We start from the raw sequence: 18,497 nt of genomic DNA, 5'->3' as shown, positions 1-18,497 counted from the left end.
ACATGGGCTGTGACAAAATTAAATACAACGTCCGATCATACGTTTCTCCAAAATGACGGTCCATGATCCTTTTGATGAAATTGAACCTTTTGTTCATGAAAAGGCAGTGAACCCCCAGCTTTTAAAGAATACGTCGGGTTGTATACTGGAGAGCCAAAGCAATAATCCATCGTTCCTTCCTCCGGGCGGAAGATGACGGTTCGCATTGTTCCAAACAGCTCCTCATAATTATGCACAGCCAGACCTTCAGGGTATTCTGTCTGGAACAGCTTAGCAAGAGCATCACTTGATCGTCGTTGTTCTAAAGCCTCTATTAACATGTCGTATCTAACAACAGAATGCTGTTTTGTCATCCCTTTTGCTGTTTGATCAGCAATCGGATGATTTGTGGCTGCAATATAACCTGCCTCCGGTCTTCTGACCATTTTGCGACCATCAATGATTTCAATCACAGCCGCTTCTCCTTTTCGATCGGCAAGCATGAGGTGAACATTTGAGGCAACGGGCATTTCCTGAATAGAGTGAATGGCTTCCTCAACCGTTCTACAGTTTTCCAGAACAGATCGAATCACATGATACACTTGCAAACCGGCAACTGCTGGAGCCTTTAAACCGGCTTCATTTCCAACCGGCGGACCACAAGCAGAGAATGTGACAGAAAGACCATGCTCATTCATCCCATCAGATCTGCCAAACAAGAGCAGCGACGAGCCTGTATGACATGCCAAGCTCTTCACATGTGTCGTCACAAGACGCATATCATCAAATATCGGGGAGAAATCATAGTTACGCAGCATGACCGTTTGTTGACCGGCCGCCATATTCCCCTGCCTCACGCAGTGGGAACAGCCTGGCTGAAGATGAGATGAATAGAAAAAGGTCAAATAACGCTCATCTAATTGCAGTTCATCACAAAATCCAGCAATCTCTTCTTCTAACTGAGGAAGATAAGGGCGCATCAGCTGCTTCGTTTCCTTCACGGCCTCTTTTTCTAGCGGTTCTGTTCGAATATATTGTGTCTGTAGCAACGGGTTCTCCTTAAGCCAGACAGCCTGCTGCTTTCCTACTTCATAAGCGGTTCCTGTCATTTCATGAAAATATGCACTGATCTCCTCCATGCCTGCACACCTCTTTCGCCTTCGTTTCTTTTATCATATCGAAACCGTCATTTATTGAAAAGGATGAAAAAAACTGCAACCCCAACGGATTACAGTTGTTTACAGGATTGTTGAAACAATGCTTTTGCCATTGCTTCATATCCTTTATGGTTCGGATGAAATTGATCAATCGATAAGTAATCTCTTTCATGTCCCTCAAACGCCCGGTACACATCCACAACCTCTACATGCGGATTTGCAGCAAGCAAGCGAAGCTGATGATTGTATTGCTGAAGCCACCGCCCGGCTATTGGTATTTGCGGAAAAGGATTATATAAATTCATGAGATACACGCAATAGGGCTGCTTCTGCCCTCTTTTGATCTGAGCGATTTCTTGAATCATTTTGCTGAAATTTGCTTGGCAATGCAGCGTCGCTTGCAGCAATTTCTTTTCATCTTCACCCTCTTCATACTGCTGAACAGCTTGAACAAGGTCATTCCCGCAGCCTGTGATGGTGATGATGTCAGCTGGTGCAATAGCACGCCTCACATCAGATCGTTTGAACAGCTGTAAAATCTGATCCGTCGTTAACCCTGACTTTGCAAATACGGACAGCTCGACTGACGCCTGTGTCTTTTTTTCAAGCATCCATTGATACCGCTCAGCGAAGCCTCCGCCAAATAAACGTGCCCCCACTCCCACTGTTAAGGAATCTCCAGTCGCAACATAGGATCGTCCCACTCTTATCCCTCACTCTCTCCTGCCTTCTCTTATATATACGAAATCGGAGAACAGATGCTTGTAGCAGATGGCTTAGGGGCATTCATCTTTTTTTCGTGAGACGTCTTTACAAACTCTTTACTTGCGAGATCGACTGTTTTTTTGTTCAATAGGAGTAGGTTTTTATGATGAAATCCGTATCTCCAAGCGTTTCAAAAAAATTTACAAACTTTTTATCTTGATTTCGAGACTTTATACCTTGACTTCAAACTACATTGTGATTACAATGAAAATATCAGTTTTTATGTAACTGTGCTTGTTACATCTTTTTCATAGCATTCCAATATGATTAAAGATGCCACATATTCAGTGTATCTTTGGGATACACTAAAAAAAACACTGAAACAGAAAGGATTGAATGAACATGGCAAAAGTTTTATACATCACTGCACATCCGCATGATGAAACAGTTTCTTACAGTATGGCTACTGCTAAAGCATTTATCGAATCTTATAAGGAAGCAAACCCAAGTGACGAGGTTGTACATATCGATTTGTACAAAGAAAACATCCCTCACATTGATGCAGATGTATTCGCTGGCTGGGGCAAGCTGCAATCAGGTGCTGGCTTCGATACACTTTCAGCTGAAGAGCAAGCGAAAGTTGCTCGCCTAAACGAATTAAGCGATCAATTCGTTTCTGCTGACAAATATGTATTTGTTTCACCACTTTGGAACTTCTCATTCCCACCAGTTCTTAAAGCATACATCGACTCTGTTGCTGTAGCTGGTAAAACATTCAAATACACTGAGCAAGGTCCTGTTGGATTATTAACAGACAAAAAAGCTCTACACATCCAAGCACGTGGCGGATACTACTCTGAAGGTCCTGCTGCTGAACTTGAAGCAGGCCACCGTTACCTTGGTACAATTGCGAGCTTCTTCGGAATTCCTTCCTTCGAAGGTCTTATCGTTGAAGGTCACAATGCTGAACCTGCGAAAGCAGAGCAAATTAAAGCAGATGCGATCGAACGTGCAAAAGCTTTAGGAAAAACTTTCTAATAAACTGAACGCGAAAAGCCAATGATCTTAACGGTCATTGGCTTTTTATTTGTTTAGATGAAAGCCTAACTCTCTAGAGATACCACTCGCGGCTTTTTTGACCTGCTCAATTAAATATGGAAGGCGTTCCTTTTGATAGCCTGCTTCAAACCCTGCAATGCTAATACCTGCTGCGACTTCTCCAAGGTGATTGAAAATAGGGGCTCCAACCGCAGCGGTATAGTTTTCAAGCTCCGAATAGCTTAACGTATAGCCCCTTTCATTTGATTCATCCAGTATGTTTCGAAGAACCTCTTTATCTGTAATGGTCCCGATTCCGATTTTCCCTAGCTCAATCGAATCGATATAGGCGAGTCTCTCGTTCTCTGGCAAAAAGGAGAGAATACTTCTTGCACAAGCACCCGCATATAAAGGAGAGCGCCTGCCGACGGCGGTGTAGAGACGAACAGGCTGCGTCCCTTCGATTTTATCCACGTAAATGGCTTCGTCTCCTTCACGAACGATGAGCTGTACAGCTTCTCCCACTTCATCCCGCAAGCCTTCCATAAATGGTCTTGCAATTCTCCGAATATCAAGGCGGTCCGCCACAAGCTGACCGTATTCAAGAAACATCAGGCCTAAACGATAAACACCTGAATCATGTTTTTCTAATAATCCCATATCGGCTAACGAGCTCGCCATGCGGTGCACAGACGTTTTCGGCATGCCGGAGAGCTCGATCATTTCATTTAACGTTAATTGGTCACGAGCGATAAACAGCCGCAAAATCTCCATTGATTTCACCACGGTTTTATTTGTATTTTGCATGTCCATCCCCTTTTCTAAACGAATGCTTCCAGCTTGATTCTGGCAGCCAGCTCCTTCAATTCTGCTTCTTGCTTAAATAGCGCCTGCTCTGCGTCCTGATGATCGATTCGCTTAAAATACAGATTCGCCCCAGGCATCGCTTGTGCAATGAGCGGCAGATCGACCGTTGCTACTTCTCCAATACGCGGGTATCCTCCTGTTGTTTGCCGATCTGCCAGCAGAATAATCGGCTGGCCGTCAGGAGGAATTTGAATAGAACCAAAGGCAACCGCCTCTGAAATCAATTCAAGCTTTTCTTTTAAATGAACCGGCTCCCCCTTCAAGCGGCAGCCCATGCGATCTGATTGAGGCGTGACTTGGTAAGGCTGTTCGAAAAAGGTGTGTTGAGATATTTCTTGAAAAAAAGAAAGGTGTCTCCCTGGCAGCACCCGAATCACGGGCGATTTCCGCAGCGGCAAAAAATGCGTATGACTTACAGTCCAATCGGGTGCGCTGTACGCCGCCTGTTTCACTTCGCTTTTGAGCCTATCAGACAATCGATCCGCTACGATTGAAGGCTTTCCAATGGACAGGACGTCTCCTTTTTCAAGCGGACGTCCGTTCAGTCCACCTATTCCTGCTCTCACATAGGTGCTTTTGCTCTGCATGACCGGCTCCACATCGAATCCACCTGCCACAGCAAGGTAAGCGCGGCAGCCTCTCTTACAAGGACCAAAGGTGATCGTGCTTCCTGATCGAACAAAGAGCGGCTTCCATAAAGGGGCTGGCTCTCCATCGATGTCGATTTCCACATCAGCGCCAGTCACTGCAATAAGCTCATCCTTTTGACACGTCAACACAGGCCCCGGCCCCATTAATGTCATTTCCAGCACGGCTTCGTTTACCTCGTTGCCTGTGAGAATGTTGGCAATTCTAAGTGAGAGCGGGTCCATGCCGCCGCTCGTTAAGACGCCATACTTTTGATAGCCTTTCCGCCCTTTATCTTGAATGGTTGTGAACATTCCTGACTTGATGACATGAATACTCAACGTTCTGCCTCCTTCATGCTGAAAAATTCCTTTTCAGACATTTGGACAAATCTGACCTCGTCCCCTGCTCTCAATAGACTTGGGACTTTCTCGTCCGGGTAAAAGAGTGGCAGCGGGGTTTGTCCAATGAGCTGCCAGCCGCCGGGTGTGGAAATGGGGTAAACGCCGGTCTGCTTTCCCGCAATGCCGACAGATCCTTTTGGAATGGACATTCTCGGTGTTTCCCTGCGCGGGGCTGCGATCTTTTCAGACAGCCCGCCTAAAAATGGAAACCCCGGGGCAAATCCAATCATATAAACAAGATACGTCCCTGCGGTGTGAATACGCACGACTTCCTCAGGTGTTAAACGATTGATCCGGGCGACTTCTTCTAAATCAGGTCCCAGCTCTCCCCCGTAGCAGACTGGAATATCGACGATGCGGCGCTTCGACTGAACCCCCTCCTGCCATTTCTCTTCAAGAAGTGTTTCAATATAGTTTTTCACCCATTCATACGGAGACAAGTCCTTTTTTTGAAGGTGGGCAGATTGATGAACAGTATAAGGCTCGTAAAAAACAGTCACGTTTGTAAAGGCTTGAACAGCTTCCACATATCCGGCAAATGGATGCTGCTCAATACACGAAAACAGCTGCACAACACGCTCATGAATCTCCTCACATATGTCTGCTCCTGCTTGGATAACGATCGCTGCATCTCCTAGCGGGTGGAAGGTGATAGACTCTTTTATCGTTGAAAATGCCACTTGAGGATCCCTCTCTTTCTAAAGCACACCGAGCTGTTGATCTCTTTGATCTGTGATGAACATATGCCCAGGTGCATGGGTAATCGCAATGTCTGGTTTTGTATGCATGACAATGGCTTGCGGCGTCACACCACATGCCCAAAACACCGGGACTTCTCCTTCTTTGATCACAGATGGTTCTCCAAAGTCCGGCTGATCCACATTGGCAATTCCAATCATTGCTGGGTCGCCTATATGGATGGGGCCGCCATGAACTGACGGGAATCTAGACGTCACTTGTACACTTCTTGTAATCTGATGCGCCGGAATGGGCCTCATGCTGACAACCATCGGGCCATGAAACACCCCTGCTCTTTCACAAGAGATATTCGTTTGATACATCGGAACGTTATGACCGTTTTCAATATGGCGAACAGGGATATCATTCAGCATGAGCGCATGCTCAAACGTAAAACTGCAACCGATGAGAAAGGCAACCATATCATCCTTCCAATAAGCAGAGATATCTGAAACCTCTTCTTGAAGAATCCCTTTTCGGTAAATACGGTATTTAGGAAAGTCCGTACGAATATCCGCTTGGGGTGCCGACCGTCTCGGCACTGGATCACCCGGCTCCAGTACATCAAGCAAGGGGCATGCAGCCGGATTGCGCTGACAAAACAAAAGAAAGTCAAAGGCAAGTTCCTTTTTAACGATCATTAAATTGGCTTGAGCATATCCCTCTGCTAAACCCGCCGTTGGTCCTGTGATTTCTTTTTTACGAATCAACTCTCTGATCTGTGAAGGCTCATATGTTTGATCAATACTCATTCAAATCAACTCCATAGTTTCGGGATTTCATTCATAATGGTATATCCGCCCATCAAAGCCATGATGACGACAACCAATGCACCTGACGCTGTCAAAAAGAATGGATGACGGTAATCGCCGACAATTTCTTTCTTATAGGCCGCAACCAGCAAGGTGCCAAGTGCGAGAGGTAAAATCAATGCATTGATCGCCCCAACTAAAACTAATATGTTCACAGGTCGTCCGATCGTAATAAAACAAATAGTCGAGAGGGCAATAAAGCCGATGATAATGCCACGTTGATTTTGCTCAATTTTTGGCGAGAAGGTTTTAAAGAAAGAAACAGATGTGTAAGCCGCTCCAATAACCGATGTAATCGCCGCAGCCCACATAATGATCCCGAACATTTTATATCCAACATTTCCAGACGCTAACTGGAATACAGAAGCAGGCGGATTCGCTGGATCAATCTGTAAACCCTTTGAGACCACTCCTAGCACGGCTAAAAATAAAGCGACACGCATCACAGATGTAATCAGGATGCCGAAAACAGAGCTTTTTGTCACTTGAGGAAGTGCATCCTTCCCTTTAATTCCAGCATCCAATAGACGATGTCCGCCAGCAAAAACGATATAGCCGCCAACTGTCCCCCCGACAAGTGTCACAATCGATAGAATATCAATTTCTTCTGGGACAAATGTTCTGAGTGCTGCTTCCCCAACGGGCGGCGCTGTTGAAATCGCCACATACAGCATCAGGCCGATCATGACAAAGCCTGCTACCTGTGTGAAACGGTCCATCGCTTTTCCAGCCTCTTTGATCACAAAGATCAGAATGGCAATGACAGCACTGACCCCTGCTCCGATTCGCGGATCGACTCCGAAGATGACCTGAAAACCGAGACCAGCACCAGCGATATTTCCGATGTTAAAGGCAAGTCCCCCAATGACAATCAAAAAGGCCAGCACATAACCGAGCCCCGGCAGAACCATATTCGCAATATCCTGACCTCGCTTTTCTGACACGGCGATGATGCGCCATACATTCGTTTGTGCAAAAATATCCAACAAAATAGAGATGAGAATGACAAACCCAAAGCTAGCCGCAAGCTGCTGTGTGAAGACAGTCGTTTGTGTTAAAAATCCCGGTCCTATTGCGGACGTCGCCATTAAAAAGGCTGCGCCCATCAGCATAGAACGATTCCCCTTTGGTGCCTTCGTGTGCTTGACTTCCTCTTTTTTCATGCTGTTTCCCCCTTTGATGACGATTTTTATTGAAAGGCTTTGAGATGAATGCTCGCTTCTTTTAGTTTTGATGTAATGGTTTTGGCAAATTGAAGCGCATGACTGCCGTCTCCGTGAATACAGACCGTATCTGCTTTAAGCGAAATATCTTCCCCTTGAACGGTACGAACCTTCCCTTCTCGCACCATACGAACGACCTGCTGAACGGCCCGTTCATCATCTTCAATGAGTGCATGTGGTTCGCGGCGGGATGTCAGCGTCCCGTCTGCTTGATAGGTCCGATCAGAAAATACTTCATGAGCCACTTGAAGGCCAATTCTCTCACCTGCTAACGCAAGTTCACTGCCTGAGAGACCGAATAACACAAGACTTGGATCGACATGATACACAGCCTTTGCAATTGATTCAGATAATTCAGTATTTTTAGCCGCCATGTTGTAAAGGGCGCCGTGCGGCTTGACATGCTGCATCGTGCCGCCTTCTGCCTTGAGAAAGGCTGATAGAGCGCCAATTTGATAGACGACGAGATCATAGGCTTCCTCTGCCGAGATCGCCATTGGACGTCTGCCAAAGCCGACCAAATCTTGCAAACCTGGATGCGCACCAATTTGGACCCCTTTATCCAGCGCCATTCTGACCGTTTTTCTCATGACCGTTGGATCTCCTGCATGAAAACCGCAAGCAATGTTGGCTGACGTGACATATTCAAGAATTTGTTCGTCCGCACCGATTGTGTATTGACCAAAGCTTTCTCCCAAATCACAGTTGATATCCACTTGATACATAGGATCCCTCCTTGTTGTTCCGAATAACGGAATATAAAGTCCGAATATTCGAATTTATATTGATTATATCAATTTTGGATAGATTGCACATGACATTGTCAGAAAACATAACAATAGAACTAGGAGAAATTAAAAAAGCGAGAGGATATCGCCTCTCGCTTTTTCATCATGTTCTTTATTTAGATAGCACCCAATGTTGGATGGCTTTTGCTACACCATGTTCTGTGTTAGGAGCTGTAATCCAATCAGCGGCTTCTTTCACCACTTCTTGCGCATTTCCCATCGCAATTCCTAATCCGGCTTCTTGAATCATGGCCATATCATTTAGGCTGTCGCCAAGTGACATGACATTGTCCATCGTACAGCCAATGCGTTCTGCTACCTTTGCAAGAGCCGCAGCTTTGTTAATCCCTGCCGCATTGACTTCGATATTGGTCGGACTTGAATTTGTGATCTCTAGATGCTCATTTGCTTTCAATGTATTAAGTACTTCCTCACGAACGTCATCATCATGAATATCAAAGCCAAATTTCAACCATTCATGGTCATGAATTCGTTCTGGGAATTCACCTCTCCACACTTTCTCCACAGTGGAAGCCCAGTAATCGGTTTCGAACCTATTTTTTAGATCCCACATCATTTGGACGTGATCAGGATGCAGCAGATCTCGTTCGATCAGTTGGAAGTTTGAATCCCAGATTTCACTTCCATTTGCTGTCACAAGGTAAGAAGACAGCTTAAGCGGCTCAACCAGCTCTCGGCATGTCATCAGCGTCCGCCCTGTGCTAATGACCACATGGACCCCTTTTGCTTCAGCATCTTTAATGGCTTGTTTATTTTCCTCTGGAATGACGTGTTCACTGTTTAACAGCGTGCCATCCATATCAATGGCAATCAATCGGATGTCTTTCTTATCAGCTTGTATGGACAAATTGAGTACCCCACTTTGTATCATTTTTTGTAACTATCTTTATTTTAATATAAAGAGGAAGCTGGCACAAAGGGACGAGTTTGATCCCATAGAAAAAAGACCTTGTTACAGGTCTCTTTGCATTGGCTTAGCGTTCACACGCAATGCCGTCTTTATCACGGTCAAGTCGCATATTTTTTTGGTAAAGTGCTTTTGACACATACGGCTTGTACTTTGTTTTGCCGCCTTTGTTTTTCGTGTTTTTGCTTTTTGCCACGCCGCCTTTATAGACTTTGTTCAGTGCTTTGCAGTTTTTGTAGGACTTGACCGTTTTTGCATCTGCAGTGTGGGTGTCGACTTGTGTAAAGCTTAGTAAAAGACCTAATGACAAGACAGCCACCATGATTTTTTTCAACATGTATGATCCCCCTATTTTTTCTATTTTTACATTTTTATCATATGTCACCACTTTTTGTTTTTCAAGACTATCGCGCTAAAAAAATTCATTTTTTTGGCATAAAACATGCTTTATATCCTATATGGTACAATGAGTGGGAAACCTTTCCGTTTTTTACACGTATATGAAGAGAGGAGTTTTTCACATGAAAATGAAATATACCATTCTATATGTAAACGATGTTGAGGCAAGTATTCATTTCTATCAACATGTACTTGGCTTTCCTATGAAACTCAGGGTTGAATCCTATGTTGAGTTTGATACTGGAGATGTGACATTGTCAATTAACTCACGTCAGGATGTCAAAGATGCACTTGGATTGCCTGTCCCTGAAGCAAATCAATCCTCTCAAACGTTTGAGATAGGGTTTGTTGTGGATGACGTGGATCAAACCATTGCATCAATGAAGGAAAAAGGGGTTCCGATCATCAAAGAACCCGCAAAGAAACCATGGGGTCAAACCGTCGCTTATGTCGCTGATCCTGATGGGCATTTCATTGAAATATGTGATGCCACCTCCTAATCTTCTTTAAAGGAAGTGAATCAGTATGAGAAAAAAACATGCCTTTATCGCCGGAGTTTGCTCAATGATTGTGATTTGCAGTGCCGCTATTATTTTGCAGCACCATGAGTGGATAGGGTGGATCAGTGGTGGAATCTCTATTATTGGCGTCATGATGTCTGGACTTCTAATGGGGGCTTGGACAAGCGGGGAAGAAACGCGGGCAGCCTATCATTCTGAATCAAAAGAACACCGCATGTGGCGTCTTGATACGGCTTTTCTTTTGATGATCTTTGCAGTTCCGCACATGGCTGCATCGGTCTTATATGTTTTGATGTAATCACTTGTTAAAGGAGTTAGCAATATGGCTGTTTTTGTCTTATTCATTGTGTTCGGCTTTCCCATTATTTCCGTGCTGATTGGCATTTTTGGCACAATGCTTTTGAAGAATGTTTGGATGCCAACTTTGATTGTCCTGTTAGCCAGCGTCATTCTTATGTACACATACATTGGCGGGGATGAATCCTTTCTCATTTGGGTCGTCATCTACACCGTCTTTACGTTGATCGCTGCATGGATGACAAAGCGGTTTCGATTCAAGTAAAAAAGAACAGTTTGCACTGTTCTTTTTTTTGATCATATATCGGCGCACCATAGCTCAATTTCAATTTTCAGCTCGGGCCATCCTAAAGCTGATACATAAGCAACCGTCATTGATGGGTAAGCTGTTTTAAAGATCGTATCCCACTGAGGATATAGATGGTCCCAGTCGATTTCTTCCGTTGCCCATATATTGACCTTGATGACATGCTCTTCGTTCAATCCTTCTGATTCAAGGATTTTTTTGATATTTTCAAACGTATTGGTTACCTGGTCGTTTAAACTTGATGGTACCTGTCCATCCATATCTGTTCCGACTTGACCCGATGTAACAAATAATCCCGAGCCCTTTGGTACTCTTGTGATATGACTATAGCTGCCAACGGGCTTCGGCATACTTTCTGGGTTTTTTCTCGTGATTTTTTCCATGTTATATCCCTCACTCACTTTGATTTTTCTGCTAGATTCTTCCTCATGTAGACAGACTTCACCAATTTCTATCTATTCTAAAAGAAAACAGCAGTGGAGTATCCATAGCCACAAGGTAAGAACATCAATATTTTCTTTTTCATGACCGGTACACTCCTTTTGATTGCGTGAGCAAGGTTTTTAGATTAACTACATAGTACCTGACAAGTGACACACAGTCAAAATGATTTATAGACGATAACGTGCAATGTCCTGATTCAATCGTATGCTTAGTTCATTGAGTCTTTCTGCTGCTTTTGCCACATTGGAGATGGCTGTCACTTGTTCGTCTGTGGATGCGGTGATCTCTTCGGTCGCAGCGGCATTTTCTTGAGAAATATGGGCTGCGCCTTGCATGGCTTTTGTGATGAGGTCGTTTTGCTCCAGCAATGCATTCAGCTCTTTTGCCATTGCGTCTGTTTCAACGATGGTTTGTGAAATCGACGTAGAGATGGCATTGAATTCATGTTCTGTGGCATGTACCGCTTTATCTAACTCAGCAAAACGATCCATTGTCTTGGACATCATACCGGCTGTTGCCGTCGTTTCTTCTTTAATGCCTTGTACCATTTGCTGAATTTGAACGGCTGATTGCTTTGTCTGCTCAGCTAAATTCCGCACTTCACTCGCCACAACCGAGAAGCCTTTGCCGTGCTCTCCTGCACGTGCTGCTTCAATGCTTGCATTCAGCGCTAGTAAATTTGTCTCATTTGAAATGCTTTCAATCGTATCTGTAATTTTAGAGATATCCTGTACTTTTGTACTTAGCTGCTCAATGCCTGCTCTAATGCCTTGAGACGCTTGTATGGATTGTTCATTTGATTGTTTTAATTGCTGAACAATTTGCTGGCCCTGCTGCGATGATTGACTCGATTGGTCAGAGATTCGTTTAATTTGATCGCTTTGTTCTTTGACATTTTCGATGGATTGATTGAACTGGGTCATTTGTTGATTGGCTGCATCAAGGTCAGATGCCTGATGAAGCGTTCCGGTCGATATGTCGCCAATGGCTCGGCCAATTTCTTCACTGCTGGCTGAGGTTTCTTCAGATATCGCCGATAAATCTGTCGCTGATTCAACAAGCTGGCTGCTCGTTTCCTGTAGACCGCTCACAAGTGTCCTGAGTTCTCCTGACATATGATTAAAGCCTTTTGCCAGCTGTCCAATTTCATCTGTTGTTTCTTTTAAACTCGTGCGTTCAAGATTCCCCGCCGCAATTTCTTTTGAAGCAGCAGTGACTTGCTTGAGCAGCCTGACTTTTCCTCGAGCAGCTAAATAAAAGACGCCAAGACTGAGAAGAGCAACACCTGCTGTAATGAGCATGATATAGAGCTTCATCTGCTCTAATTCTTTATAAAATTCATCCTGAAAGACGGCGATACCGATACTCCAATTCCAGGGCGTGAACTGACTCATATAGGCAAGCTTTTGTTTTTCTTCCCCGGTGGCATCGTCCTTATCTAAATAGGTCACATAGTGTGCATCCTCGCCTTCTGATTTGGCTCCAGCGACCATTTTTTCACGATTGGTCGTATTATCTGGAATGACGCCAATGTCATTGACAGGATGGACTTGAGAGGAATAATCTGCTCCATATGCGACGAGATAGCCTTTATTTTTATAAATAAAATCTGATTTTTGAAATTGGTACCCTTTCCTGTTGTCATTTTTAGGCCCGCTCAAGTAAATACGGGCTTGTTCCTGTGCCTGTTCAAGCGTCAGTTCTTTTTTCTCTACACGATCATTCAACTGTGCAAGTGTAGCCATTGCTCCGCTGACGATGTGCTTTAAATCTGCTTTCCCGGCATCAATTAAGACATGTTTCGCTAACAAATACCCCGTTGTGCCTACAAGTCCGCCGGTTAAGATCGTGATCACGATAATGGCAGACATTAATTGAAAAAAGACACTTCTTGACGCAAACGTTTTCTTTTTCATATACAAATTCCCCCTTACATCATATATCGTCAAGCGGGGAAAACTATTAAAAAAGTCATAAAAAAATCCCTTTCACTCGTTGGAAAGGGATTTTCTGATTATCGAGCTGTTTCTTTCAGAATGGCTTGATAGAGATCGTCTGTTGATGTGAGGCCACATACTTCTTCCAGCACACCTTCAATGCCTTTTTCTTTTCTTAATGCCTGCAAACGAACCGCTTCTTCGTCTTCGGCAAAGTCATAAGCGAGAGCTGCAGCGATGCCTTTGATTAAGTACACTGGCTGTTTGATCTTTTTCGCTGGACCGATTAAACGGTCGTCTGCTCCCAGCTTTCTAAGAGGAGATCGTGCGACACGAGTGACTTCGTCGGAGATAAAAGCATTTTCGAATCGTTTGATGATTTTTTGAATATACGCATCATGTTCTTCTTTTTGAAAGCCATATGTGTCGATTAAATAACTGCCTGTTTCATGAAGTGCTCCTTCAATAACTCGGCGAATCTCTGGTGTATCGACGGCTTCTTTAATCGTTTGAACGCCTTGCTGATACCCGACATAAGCAGCTAGTGCATGCCCTGTGTTGACAGTAAAGAGTTTGCGCTCAATATACGGCGTCAAATCTTTTACAAAGGTTGCTCCTTCAATCTGAGGAACGTCACCAATAAAGCCAGTCTCATCAATGACCCACTCGAAAAAAGGCTCGACTGATACTTTCAGAATGTCCTCATGGTGCTGAATCGGAACAATGCGGTCCACAGCAGCGTTTGGAAAACCAACTGTTTGTGACAACGCTTCTTGTTCCTCTTCTGTTAAATGAGAGAAAACGGCTTCTTTTAAATGAGAGCTGCCTCCAATCATATTTTCACATGCCACGATGTTGATGATATGGTCAGGCTTTTTCTCTTTTAATCCTTCAGCAATCGATGAAGCTATGATCTTCAAAACGGCTGGTCCAACAGCTGTTGTAATTAAATCGGCTGATGCGACGGCCTCTGTTAATGCCGCTGTGTCTTGTGCAGAATTGATCGCTGTCACAGGGCCGACCACTTCTTGTTTTTGACCCGGCGCTGCGAGTTCAACCGTGTATTCTCCTCTTTCATTCAGCTCGTTGATGACCGCTTCATTTACATCGGTAAAGACAAGCTCAAAGCCTGATGTTTTTAACAAAGATCCGATAAACCCTCTGCCGATATTTCCTGCTCCAAAATGAAGTGCCTTCATGTTAGTTCACCTCGTTAAAGATGGCGATCAGTTCATCCTGATCCTTTGCATGGATGATGCGTTCTACATTTTCTTCTTCTGAACAGACAATCGCAATTTGAGAAAGAATATCGAGGTGTTCGTTGTTTTTACCAGCGATGCCAAAGACAACTTTGGCGATATTTCCTTCTCCGTATTCAACACCTTCTGGAATTTGAATGATGGAAATCCCAGAATGAAGGACAGCCGCTTTCGCATCCTCTGTTCCATGAGGAATCGCAATCCCGTTGCCCATAAATGTAGATGAGATATTTTCTCTTTCAAACATTTTGTCAACATAATCACTTGTGACATAGCCGTTTGCCACTAGGACCTCGCCCGCTTTTTTAATGGCTTCTTCTTTTGAGCCTGCTTGTTCGTTTAGAAAAATATTGTCTTTTGAAAGTACTTGTTTCATGAATGATCACACACCTTTTTTAGAATGGAAAATCAGAAAAACAACCAAAACGGGGAGTTCAATAAAGAAAAATTGAACTCAACCCGTTTCGTCATGTTATTTTTTCAATTTCTCAATCAGCTCATCGTATTTCGGGCTGTTTAAGAAATTATCAACTGAGATATGCACAGCGCCCGGCAGTTTCGCCTTGGCTCTGTCTGTTAAATCTTTATGAGTAAAGACCACATCGGCGTCATCTGGGATGTTGCTGATGGATGTGTTTGTCACATCAATATCAAGCTCTGCCTTTTTGACTTTATTCTTTAAGATGGATGCGCCCATCGCACTTGAGCCCATTCCTGCATCGCAGGCAAAGATGATTTTGTTCACGTCATCTGGATTGACATCACTTGGAGATGCTGCTTGCTCATTTGCTTCAGCATCTTCTTTTTGAGCTGTAAGAGCGGCGGCTGCAGCGCTTTTCTTCCCTTTCATGTCCTGCATCTTTTCTGTTGCTGCTGTTAGATCCTCATCAACAGCTTTTGAAGCCTTCAAAATCACAGAAGCGACAAGGAATGATACGACGGCTGCCACGACAACACCTGCAAGAACAGCAAGGTGTCCGCCTTTTGGTGACATCAGCATGAGGGCGATAATACTTCCTGGTGACGGCACAGCCTTTAAGCCTGCATTTAACAGGGAAAAGGTCAGAACGCCGCTTGCTCCCCCTGCAATCACCGCCAAAATGAGCTTTGGTTTCATTAAGATGTACGGGAAGTAAATCTCATGAATTCCTCCTAAGAATTGAATGACAATCGCACCCGGTGCAGACTGTTTCGCATTTCCTCTACCAAAGAACATGTACGCAAGTAGAACACCTAACCCTGGTCCTGGGTTTGTTTCAAGCAAGAACAGAACGGACTGCCCTGTCTTTGCCGCTTGCTCCACCCCTAAAGGACCTAAAATTCCTTGGTTAATCGCATTGTTTAAGAACAAGACTTTCGCTGGTTCAATGAAAATACTTGCCAGCGGAAGCAAATGTGCATTCACAATGATATCTACACCTGCTGCAAGGGCTTTATTTAGACCAAGTACCACTGGGCCGATGGCGTAGAAGGCAATCGCGACAAGAATGGCACCTAGAATCCCTGCCGTAAAGTTATTCACAAGCATCTCAAAGCCCGATTTGATTCGATCTTTGAACAGCTGATCAATTTTCTTAATCAAGTAACCGCCAAGTGGTCCCATGATCATGGCACCTAAAAACATTGGAATGTCCGAACCGACAATGACCCCAATCGTCGCGGTTGCACCGAGTACCCCGCCTCGATGGTCGTATACGAGCTTACCGCCTGTGTAACCGATTAAGAGCGGCAGTAAGTAGTTGATCATTGGACCAACAAGTGAAGCTAATTGTTCATTTGGCAAATAGCCACTCGGAATGAACAATGCCGTAATGAGTCCCCAAGCGATAAATGCTCCAATATTCGGCATAATCATGCCGCTTAAATAGCTTCCAAAGCGCTGTACTTTTACGCGGAATCCGCTTTTTTCCTGCATCTATGAAAACTCCTTTCTTCTCTCCCTTTATTCAGGGCTTTATAGGTCAAAAGATATAAGAACAAGTGTCAGTGAAGCCCTTAACCTTATCGTAAAACGCTTTCACTTTCCCTTCAATTGAAACTAAATGTCACTTTGTCACTTAGTGTGTGACAAAATTGAAATATGATGTGAATTCTCTGTCAGAGCATAGGACAAATGGAGTAAAAAGGTTGATGTGCCGTGGTTTTGATGCAAAATTCATTGGAATTTCACAACTTTCAAATAGTCACTTCTTGTTTCCTCTTCTTAAATCGACTAGGCTTATACATGATCAAACCTATTCAATCAAGAAATGTCTGCGCAGACATGACACAGAAAAAGTGAACCATCTTGCTGTTTGTTTCGTTTACCTTTTAGAGTGAGCGGCACAATAGGAGGAGCGGTTTTTTCTGTGACTCACAGTTTCCTGCCGCTTTCTTTCTGATACATGAGACATTTTCATAGGTAGAAAGGCGGTTATTTATCTTGTTGAAACATAGTAAGTGGATTCTGCTCCTTATCGTCACGTTCGCTTTTTTCATTCCAAAGGAAGCAGTTGCTCATGCATACGTCGTCAGCTCAAATCCAGCGGCAAATGAAGAGCTGGAGAAGCAGCCTCCTTCAGTCTCTATCACATTTAGTGAAGGAATCGAAAGTGGATTTCATGCTATTAAGGTGCTAAATGCAAAAGGTGATCGTGTGGATAAAGGAGATACGGTCATTAAAGATCAAAAAATCATGGAAGCTGCTTTAAAAAAGGATTTACCAAAGGGGATTTATACCATTCAGTGGAATGCGGTATCAGCAGACGGACACTCTGTCTCTGGCATGATCCCGTTTAGTATTGGCAAAGCGGGTGGCGGTTTTGACCAATTAGATCAAGGTCAAACGAATGAATCCATCGATGTAGCCTCGACCATTGATAAAGCCTTACTTTATACGTCGTTTAGCTTATTTCTCGGGACCATTTTGTTTGGACTGTTTTGGTTTAAAACAGCCATTTCTCCTGTATTAGTGAAACGAATGAAACGGCTTTTGACTTTGTCACTGATCATGATGGGCGGAGCACTCGTGTTCCAGCTGCCAATTCAAACAAAATCAGCGGCAGACGTGTCCTTTTTGGGGGCATTTCAACCATCCCTCTTACAAGAAACCATTGCGTCGACTTCTGGCGGTAGTTTGTGGATGATGCTCATGGTGTCATTTGTTCTTCTGACCATTTGGAGCATAGTCGCGATGAAAAAAGGGGATTTCACATCTTTTCGGGTCTGGTTGTTTCCACTGCTCTTATTCGCAGTGCTTCTCTGGCTGAAGGCACAAATCGGACATCCAGCAGCAACCGATAATAAAATACTGACAACGTCACTTGATTTCATCCATCTCGTTTCTGCATCGATCTGGGTCGGTGGTTTAACAGCCATTGTGCTTTTATTGTTGAAGAAGCTGCCAAATGAAGATCAGCCGCTCATACGGAGTACGTTAACAGCGTTTCACCCTTGGGCGCTGCTCTCTGTTGGACTCATTGTGTTTTCAGGATTTGTGAATGCCATCTTCATTTTGCAATCGTTTGATGCTCTTTTCGAATCAGCGTATGGACGAACCTTTTTAATCAAGCTTGGTTTATTTATCTTGATGGGCCTTCTAGGACTTGTCCATTACTTGATGCTGAGATGGGAAAAGAAACAGAAACAAAACGTTTCGTTACGAGCTGAGTGGATTATCGGAATCGCCATTTTGTTATTAACGGCTGTGTTTACCAATATTCCGAGCCCTCCTCCGCCTGCACCTGAGCCATTCTTCGGCGCAAACCAAGTGGAGCATCGTGACATTGTGTCCATGAGCATTACCCCGAATGCTCCGGGGAAAAACACATTCGAGGTCGCATTTACGAAGAAGGATGGACAAACGATTACAGATATTCAATCTGTGTCAGCCAAGATCCATAAAGTCGCCTTATTCGGGGAAGAGAAACCGAGTGAATTTCAGCTGAAACGATTAAAAAATGGTCATTTCTCTGCTGAAAACCTCTTGTTAAATGAAAAAGGTACTTGGAAAATTGAAATCCATGCATTAACTGGTTCTTTTGAAAATATCGATACCACATTTATTAGAAGAAACTAAAAGGAGTTCA

General features: G+C 44.0%; 20 protein-coding genes. 5 read left to right on the top strand and 15 right to left on the bottom strand.

Annotated features, from left to right (window positions below; genetic code table 11):
- Positions 1-35 precede the first annotated feature (35 nt).
- Together C6344_RS15800 and C6344_RS15795 are read right to left on the bottom strand one after the other, a co-directional pair.
- A complete protein-coding gene (locus C6344_RS15800) occupies positions 36-1,118 on the bottom strand; it encodes a C45 family autoproteolytic acyltransferase/hydrolase (RefSeq protein ID WP_106073087.1) in 1,083 nt (360 codons plus the stop codon).
- Between the two features lie 89 nt (positions 1,119-1,207).
- Positions 1,208-1,840: a GDSL-type esterase/lipase family protein gene (locus C6344_RS15795; RefSeq protein ID WP_066031309.1), complete on the bottom strand. Its 633-nt coding sequence runs from the start codon at positions 1,838-1,840 to the stop codon at positions 1,208-1,210.
- Between the two features lie 403 nt (positions 1,841-2,243).
- Here C6344_RS15795 and C6344_RS15790 point away from each other — a divergent pair, with 403 nt between their 5' ends.
- A complete protein-coding gene (locus C6344_RS15790) occupies positions 2,244-2,879 on the top strand; it encodes an FMN-dependent NADH-azoreductase (RefSeq protein WP_034283819.1) in 636 nt (211 codons plus the stop codon).
- A 45-nt stretch (positions 2,880-2,924) separates the two neighbouring features.
- Here C6344_RS15790 and C6344_RS15785 read toward each other — a convergent pair whose 3' ends face one another.
- The 8 genes from C6344_RS15785 to C6344_RS15750 all read right to left on the bottom strand — a co-directional run bounded on the left by C6344_RS15785 (position 2,925) and on the right by C6344_RS15750 (position 9,603).
- Positions 2,925-3,686, bottom strand: coding sequence for an IclR family transcriptional regulator (locus C6344_RS15785; RefSeq protein ID WP_106061860.1), 762 nt, complete (start codon positions 3,684-3,686; stop codon positions 2,925-2,927).
- A gap of 14 nt (positions 3,687-3,700) precedes the next feature.
- Positions 3,701-4,714: a 5-oxoprolinase subunit C family protein gene (locus C6344_RS15780; RefSeq protein ID WP_060595563.1), complete on the bottom strand. Its 1,014-nt coding sequence runs from the start codon at positions 4,712-4,714 to the stop codon at positions 3,701-3,703.
- Positions 4,711-5,457, bottom strand: coding sequence for a 5-oxoprolinase subunit PxpB (gene pxpB, locus C6344_RS15775; protein WP_106073086.1), 747 nt, complete (start codon positions 5,455-5,457; stop codon positions 4,711-4,713). The genes C6344_RS15780 and pxpB overlap by 4 nt, the downstream gene beginning before the upstream one ends.
- Positions 5,458-5,475: 18 nt before the next feature.
- Positions 5,476-6,267 carry a putative hydro-lyase gene (locus C6344_RS15770; RefSeq protein WP_106073085.1) on the bottom strand — a complete coding sequence of 264 codons (792 nt, stop codon included), beginning with the start codon at positions 6,265-6,267 and terminating at the stop codon, positions 5,476-5,478.
- A gap of 5 nt (positions 6,268-6,272) precedes the next feature.
- Positions 6,273-7,490: an NRAMP family divalent metal transporter gene (locus C6344_RS15765; protein ID WP_060595560.1), complete on the bottom strand. Its 1,218-nt coding sequence runs from the start codon at positions 7,488-7,490 to the stop codon at positions 6,273-6,275.
- A 26-nt stretch (positions 7,491-7,516) separates the two neighbouring features.
- Complete coding sequence (locus C6344_RS15760) at positions 7,517-8,275, bottom strand: LamB/YcsF family protein (protein WP_106073084.1); 759 nt, start codon at positions 8,273-8,275, stop codon at positions 7,517-7,519.
- Positions 8,276-8,450: 175 nt separating this feature from the next.
- On the bottom strand, positions 8,451-9,230 hold the full coding sequence (locus tag C6344_RS15755; protein ID WP_370876201.1) for a Cof-type HAD-IIB family hydrolase: 780 nt from the start codon (positions 9,228-9,230) through the stop codon (positions 8,451-8,453).
- Between the two features lie 103 nt (positions 9,231-9,333).
- On the bottom strand, positions 9,334-9,603 hold the full coding sequence (locus C6344_RS15750; protein ID WP_080769491.1) for an excalibur calcium-binding domain-containing protein: 270 nt from the start codon (positions 9,601-9,603) through the stop codon (positions 9,334-9,336).
- 184 nt (positions 9,604-9,787) lie between these two features.
- On the opposite strand from C6344_RS15750, the gene C6344_RS15745 reads away from it, so the two are divergent.
- Genes C6344_RS15745 through C6344_RS15735 form a run of 3 tightly spaced genes read left to right on the top strand, consistent with a single transcriptional unit; the run spans position 9,788 to position 10,748 of the window.
- Positions 9,788-10,165 carry a VOC family protein gene (locus C6344_RS15745; RefSeq protein WP_060595558.1) on the top strand — a complete coding sequence of 126 codons (378 nt, stop codon included), beginning with the start codon at positions 9,788-9,790 and terminating at the stop codon, positions 10,163-10,165.
- A 25-nt stretch (positions 10,166-10,190) separates the two neighbouring features.
- Positions 10,191-10,484, top strand: coding sequence for a DUF5316 domain-containing protein (locus tag C6344_RS15740; RefSeq protein ID WP_060595557.1), 294 nt, complete (start codon positions 10,191-10,193; stop codon positions 10,482-10,484).
- A 24-nt stretch (positions 10,485-10,508) separates the two neighbouring features.
- Positions 10,509-10,748: a DUF2651 family protein gene (locus C6344_RS15735; RefSeq protein WP_060595556.1), complete on the top strand. Its 240-nt coding sequence runs from the start codon at positions 10,509-10,511 to the stop codon at positions 10,746-10,748.
- A gap of 32 nt (positions 10,749-10,780) precedes the next feature.
- On the opposite strand, the gene C6344_RS15730 is transcribed toward C6344_RS15735, so the two are convergent.
- From C6344_RS15730 to C6344_RS15710, 5 genes are all read right to left on the bottom strand, one after another.
- Positions 10,781-11,173 (bottom strand): RidA family protein, encoded by a 393-nt coding sequence (locus C6344_RS15730; protein WP_106073083.1) that lies wholly within the window; start codon positions 11,171-11,173, stop codon positions 10,781-10,783.
- A 228-nt stretch (positions 11,174-11,401) separates the two neighbouring features.
- A complete protein-coding gene (locus tag C6344_RS15725) occupies positions 11,402-13,150 on the bottom strand; it encodes a methyl-accepting chemotaxis protein (RefSeq protein WP_060595554.1) in 1,749 nt (582 codons plus the stop codon).
- 98 nt (positions 13,151-13,248) lie between these two features.
- On the bottom strand, positions 13,249-14,370 hold the full coding sequence (locus C6344_RS15720) for a mannitol-1-phosphate 5-dehydrogenase (RefSeq protein ID WP_106073082.1): 1,122 nt from the start codon (positions 14,368-14,370) through the stop codon (positions 13,249-13,251).
- A gap of 1 nt (position 14,371) precedes the next feature.
- On the bottom strand, positions 14,372-14,806 hold the full coding sequence (locus C6344_RS15715) for a PTS mannitol transporter subunit IIA (RefSeq protein ID WP_034664060.1): 435 nt from the start codon (positions 14,804-14,806) through the stop codon (positions 14,372-14,374).
- 96 nt (positions 14,807-14,902) lie between these two features.
- The gene (locus C6344_RS15710; RefSeq protein ID WP_106031597.1) at positions 14,903-16,345 is read right to left on the bottom strand and encodes a PTS mannitol transporter subunit IIBC; all 1,443 of its coding nucleotides are present in this window, start codon (positions 16,343-16,345) and stop codon (positions 14,903-14,905) included.
- Positions 16,346-16,852: 507 nt separating this feature from the next.
- Here C6344_RS15710 and C6344_RS15705 point away from each other — a divergent pair.
- The gene (locus C6344_RS15705) at positions 16,853-18,487 is read left to right on the top strand and encodes a copper resistance CopC/CopD family protein (protein WP_106037097.1); all 1,635 of its coding nucleotides are present in this window, start codon (positions 16,853-16,855) and stop codon (positions 18,485-18,487) included.
- The last annotated feature ends 10 nt before the right edge of the window (positions 18,488-18,497 follow it).

The organism is Bacillus sp. GBSW19, assembly GCF_002998655.1.
GTDB lineage: Bacteria > Bacillota > Bacilli > Bacillales > Bacillaceae > Bacillus.
Note: the sequence above shows the minus strand (reverse complement) of the source record. Positions and strands in the feature narration are given on the sequence as shown.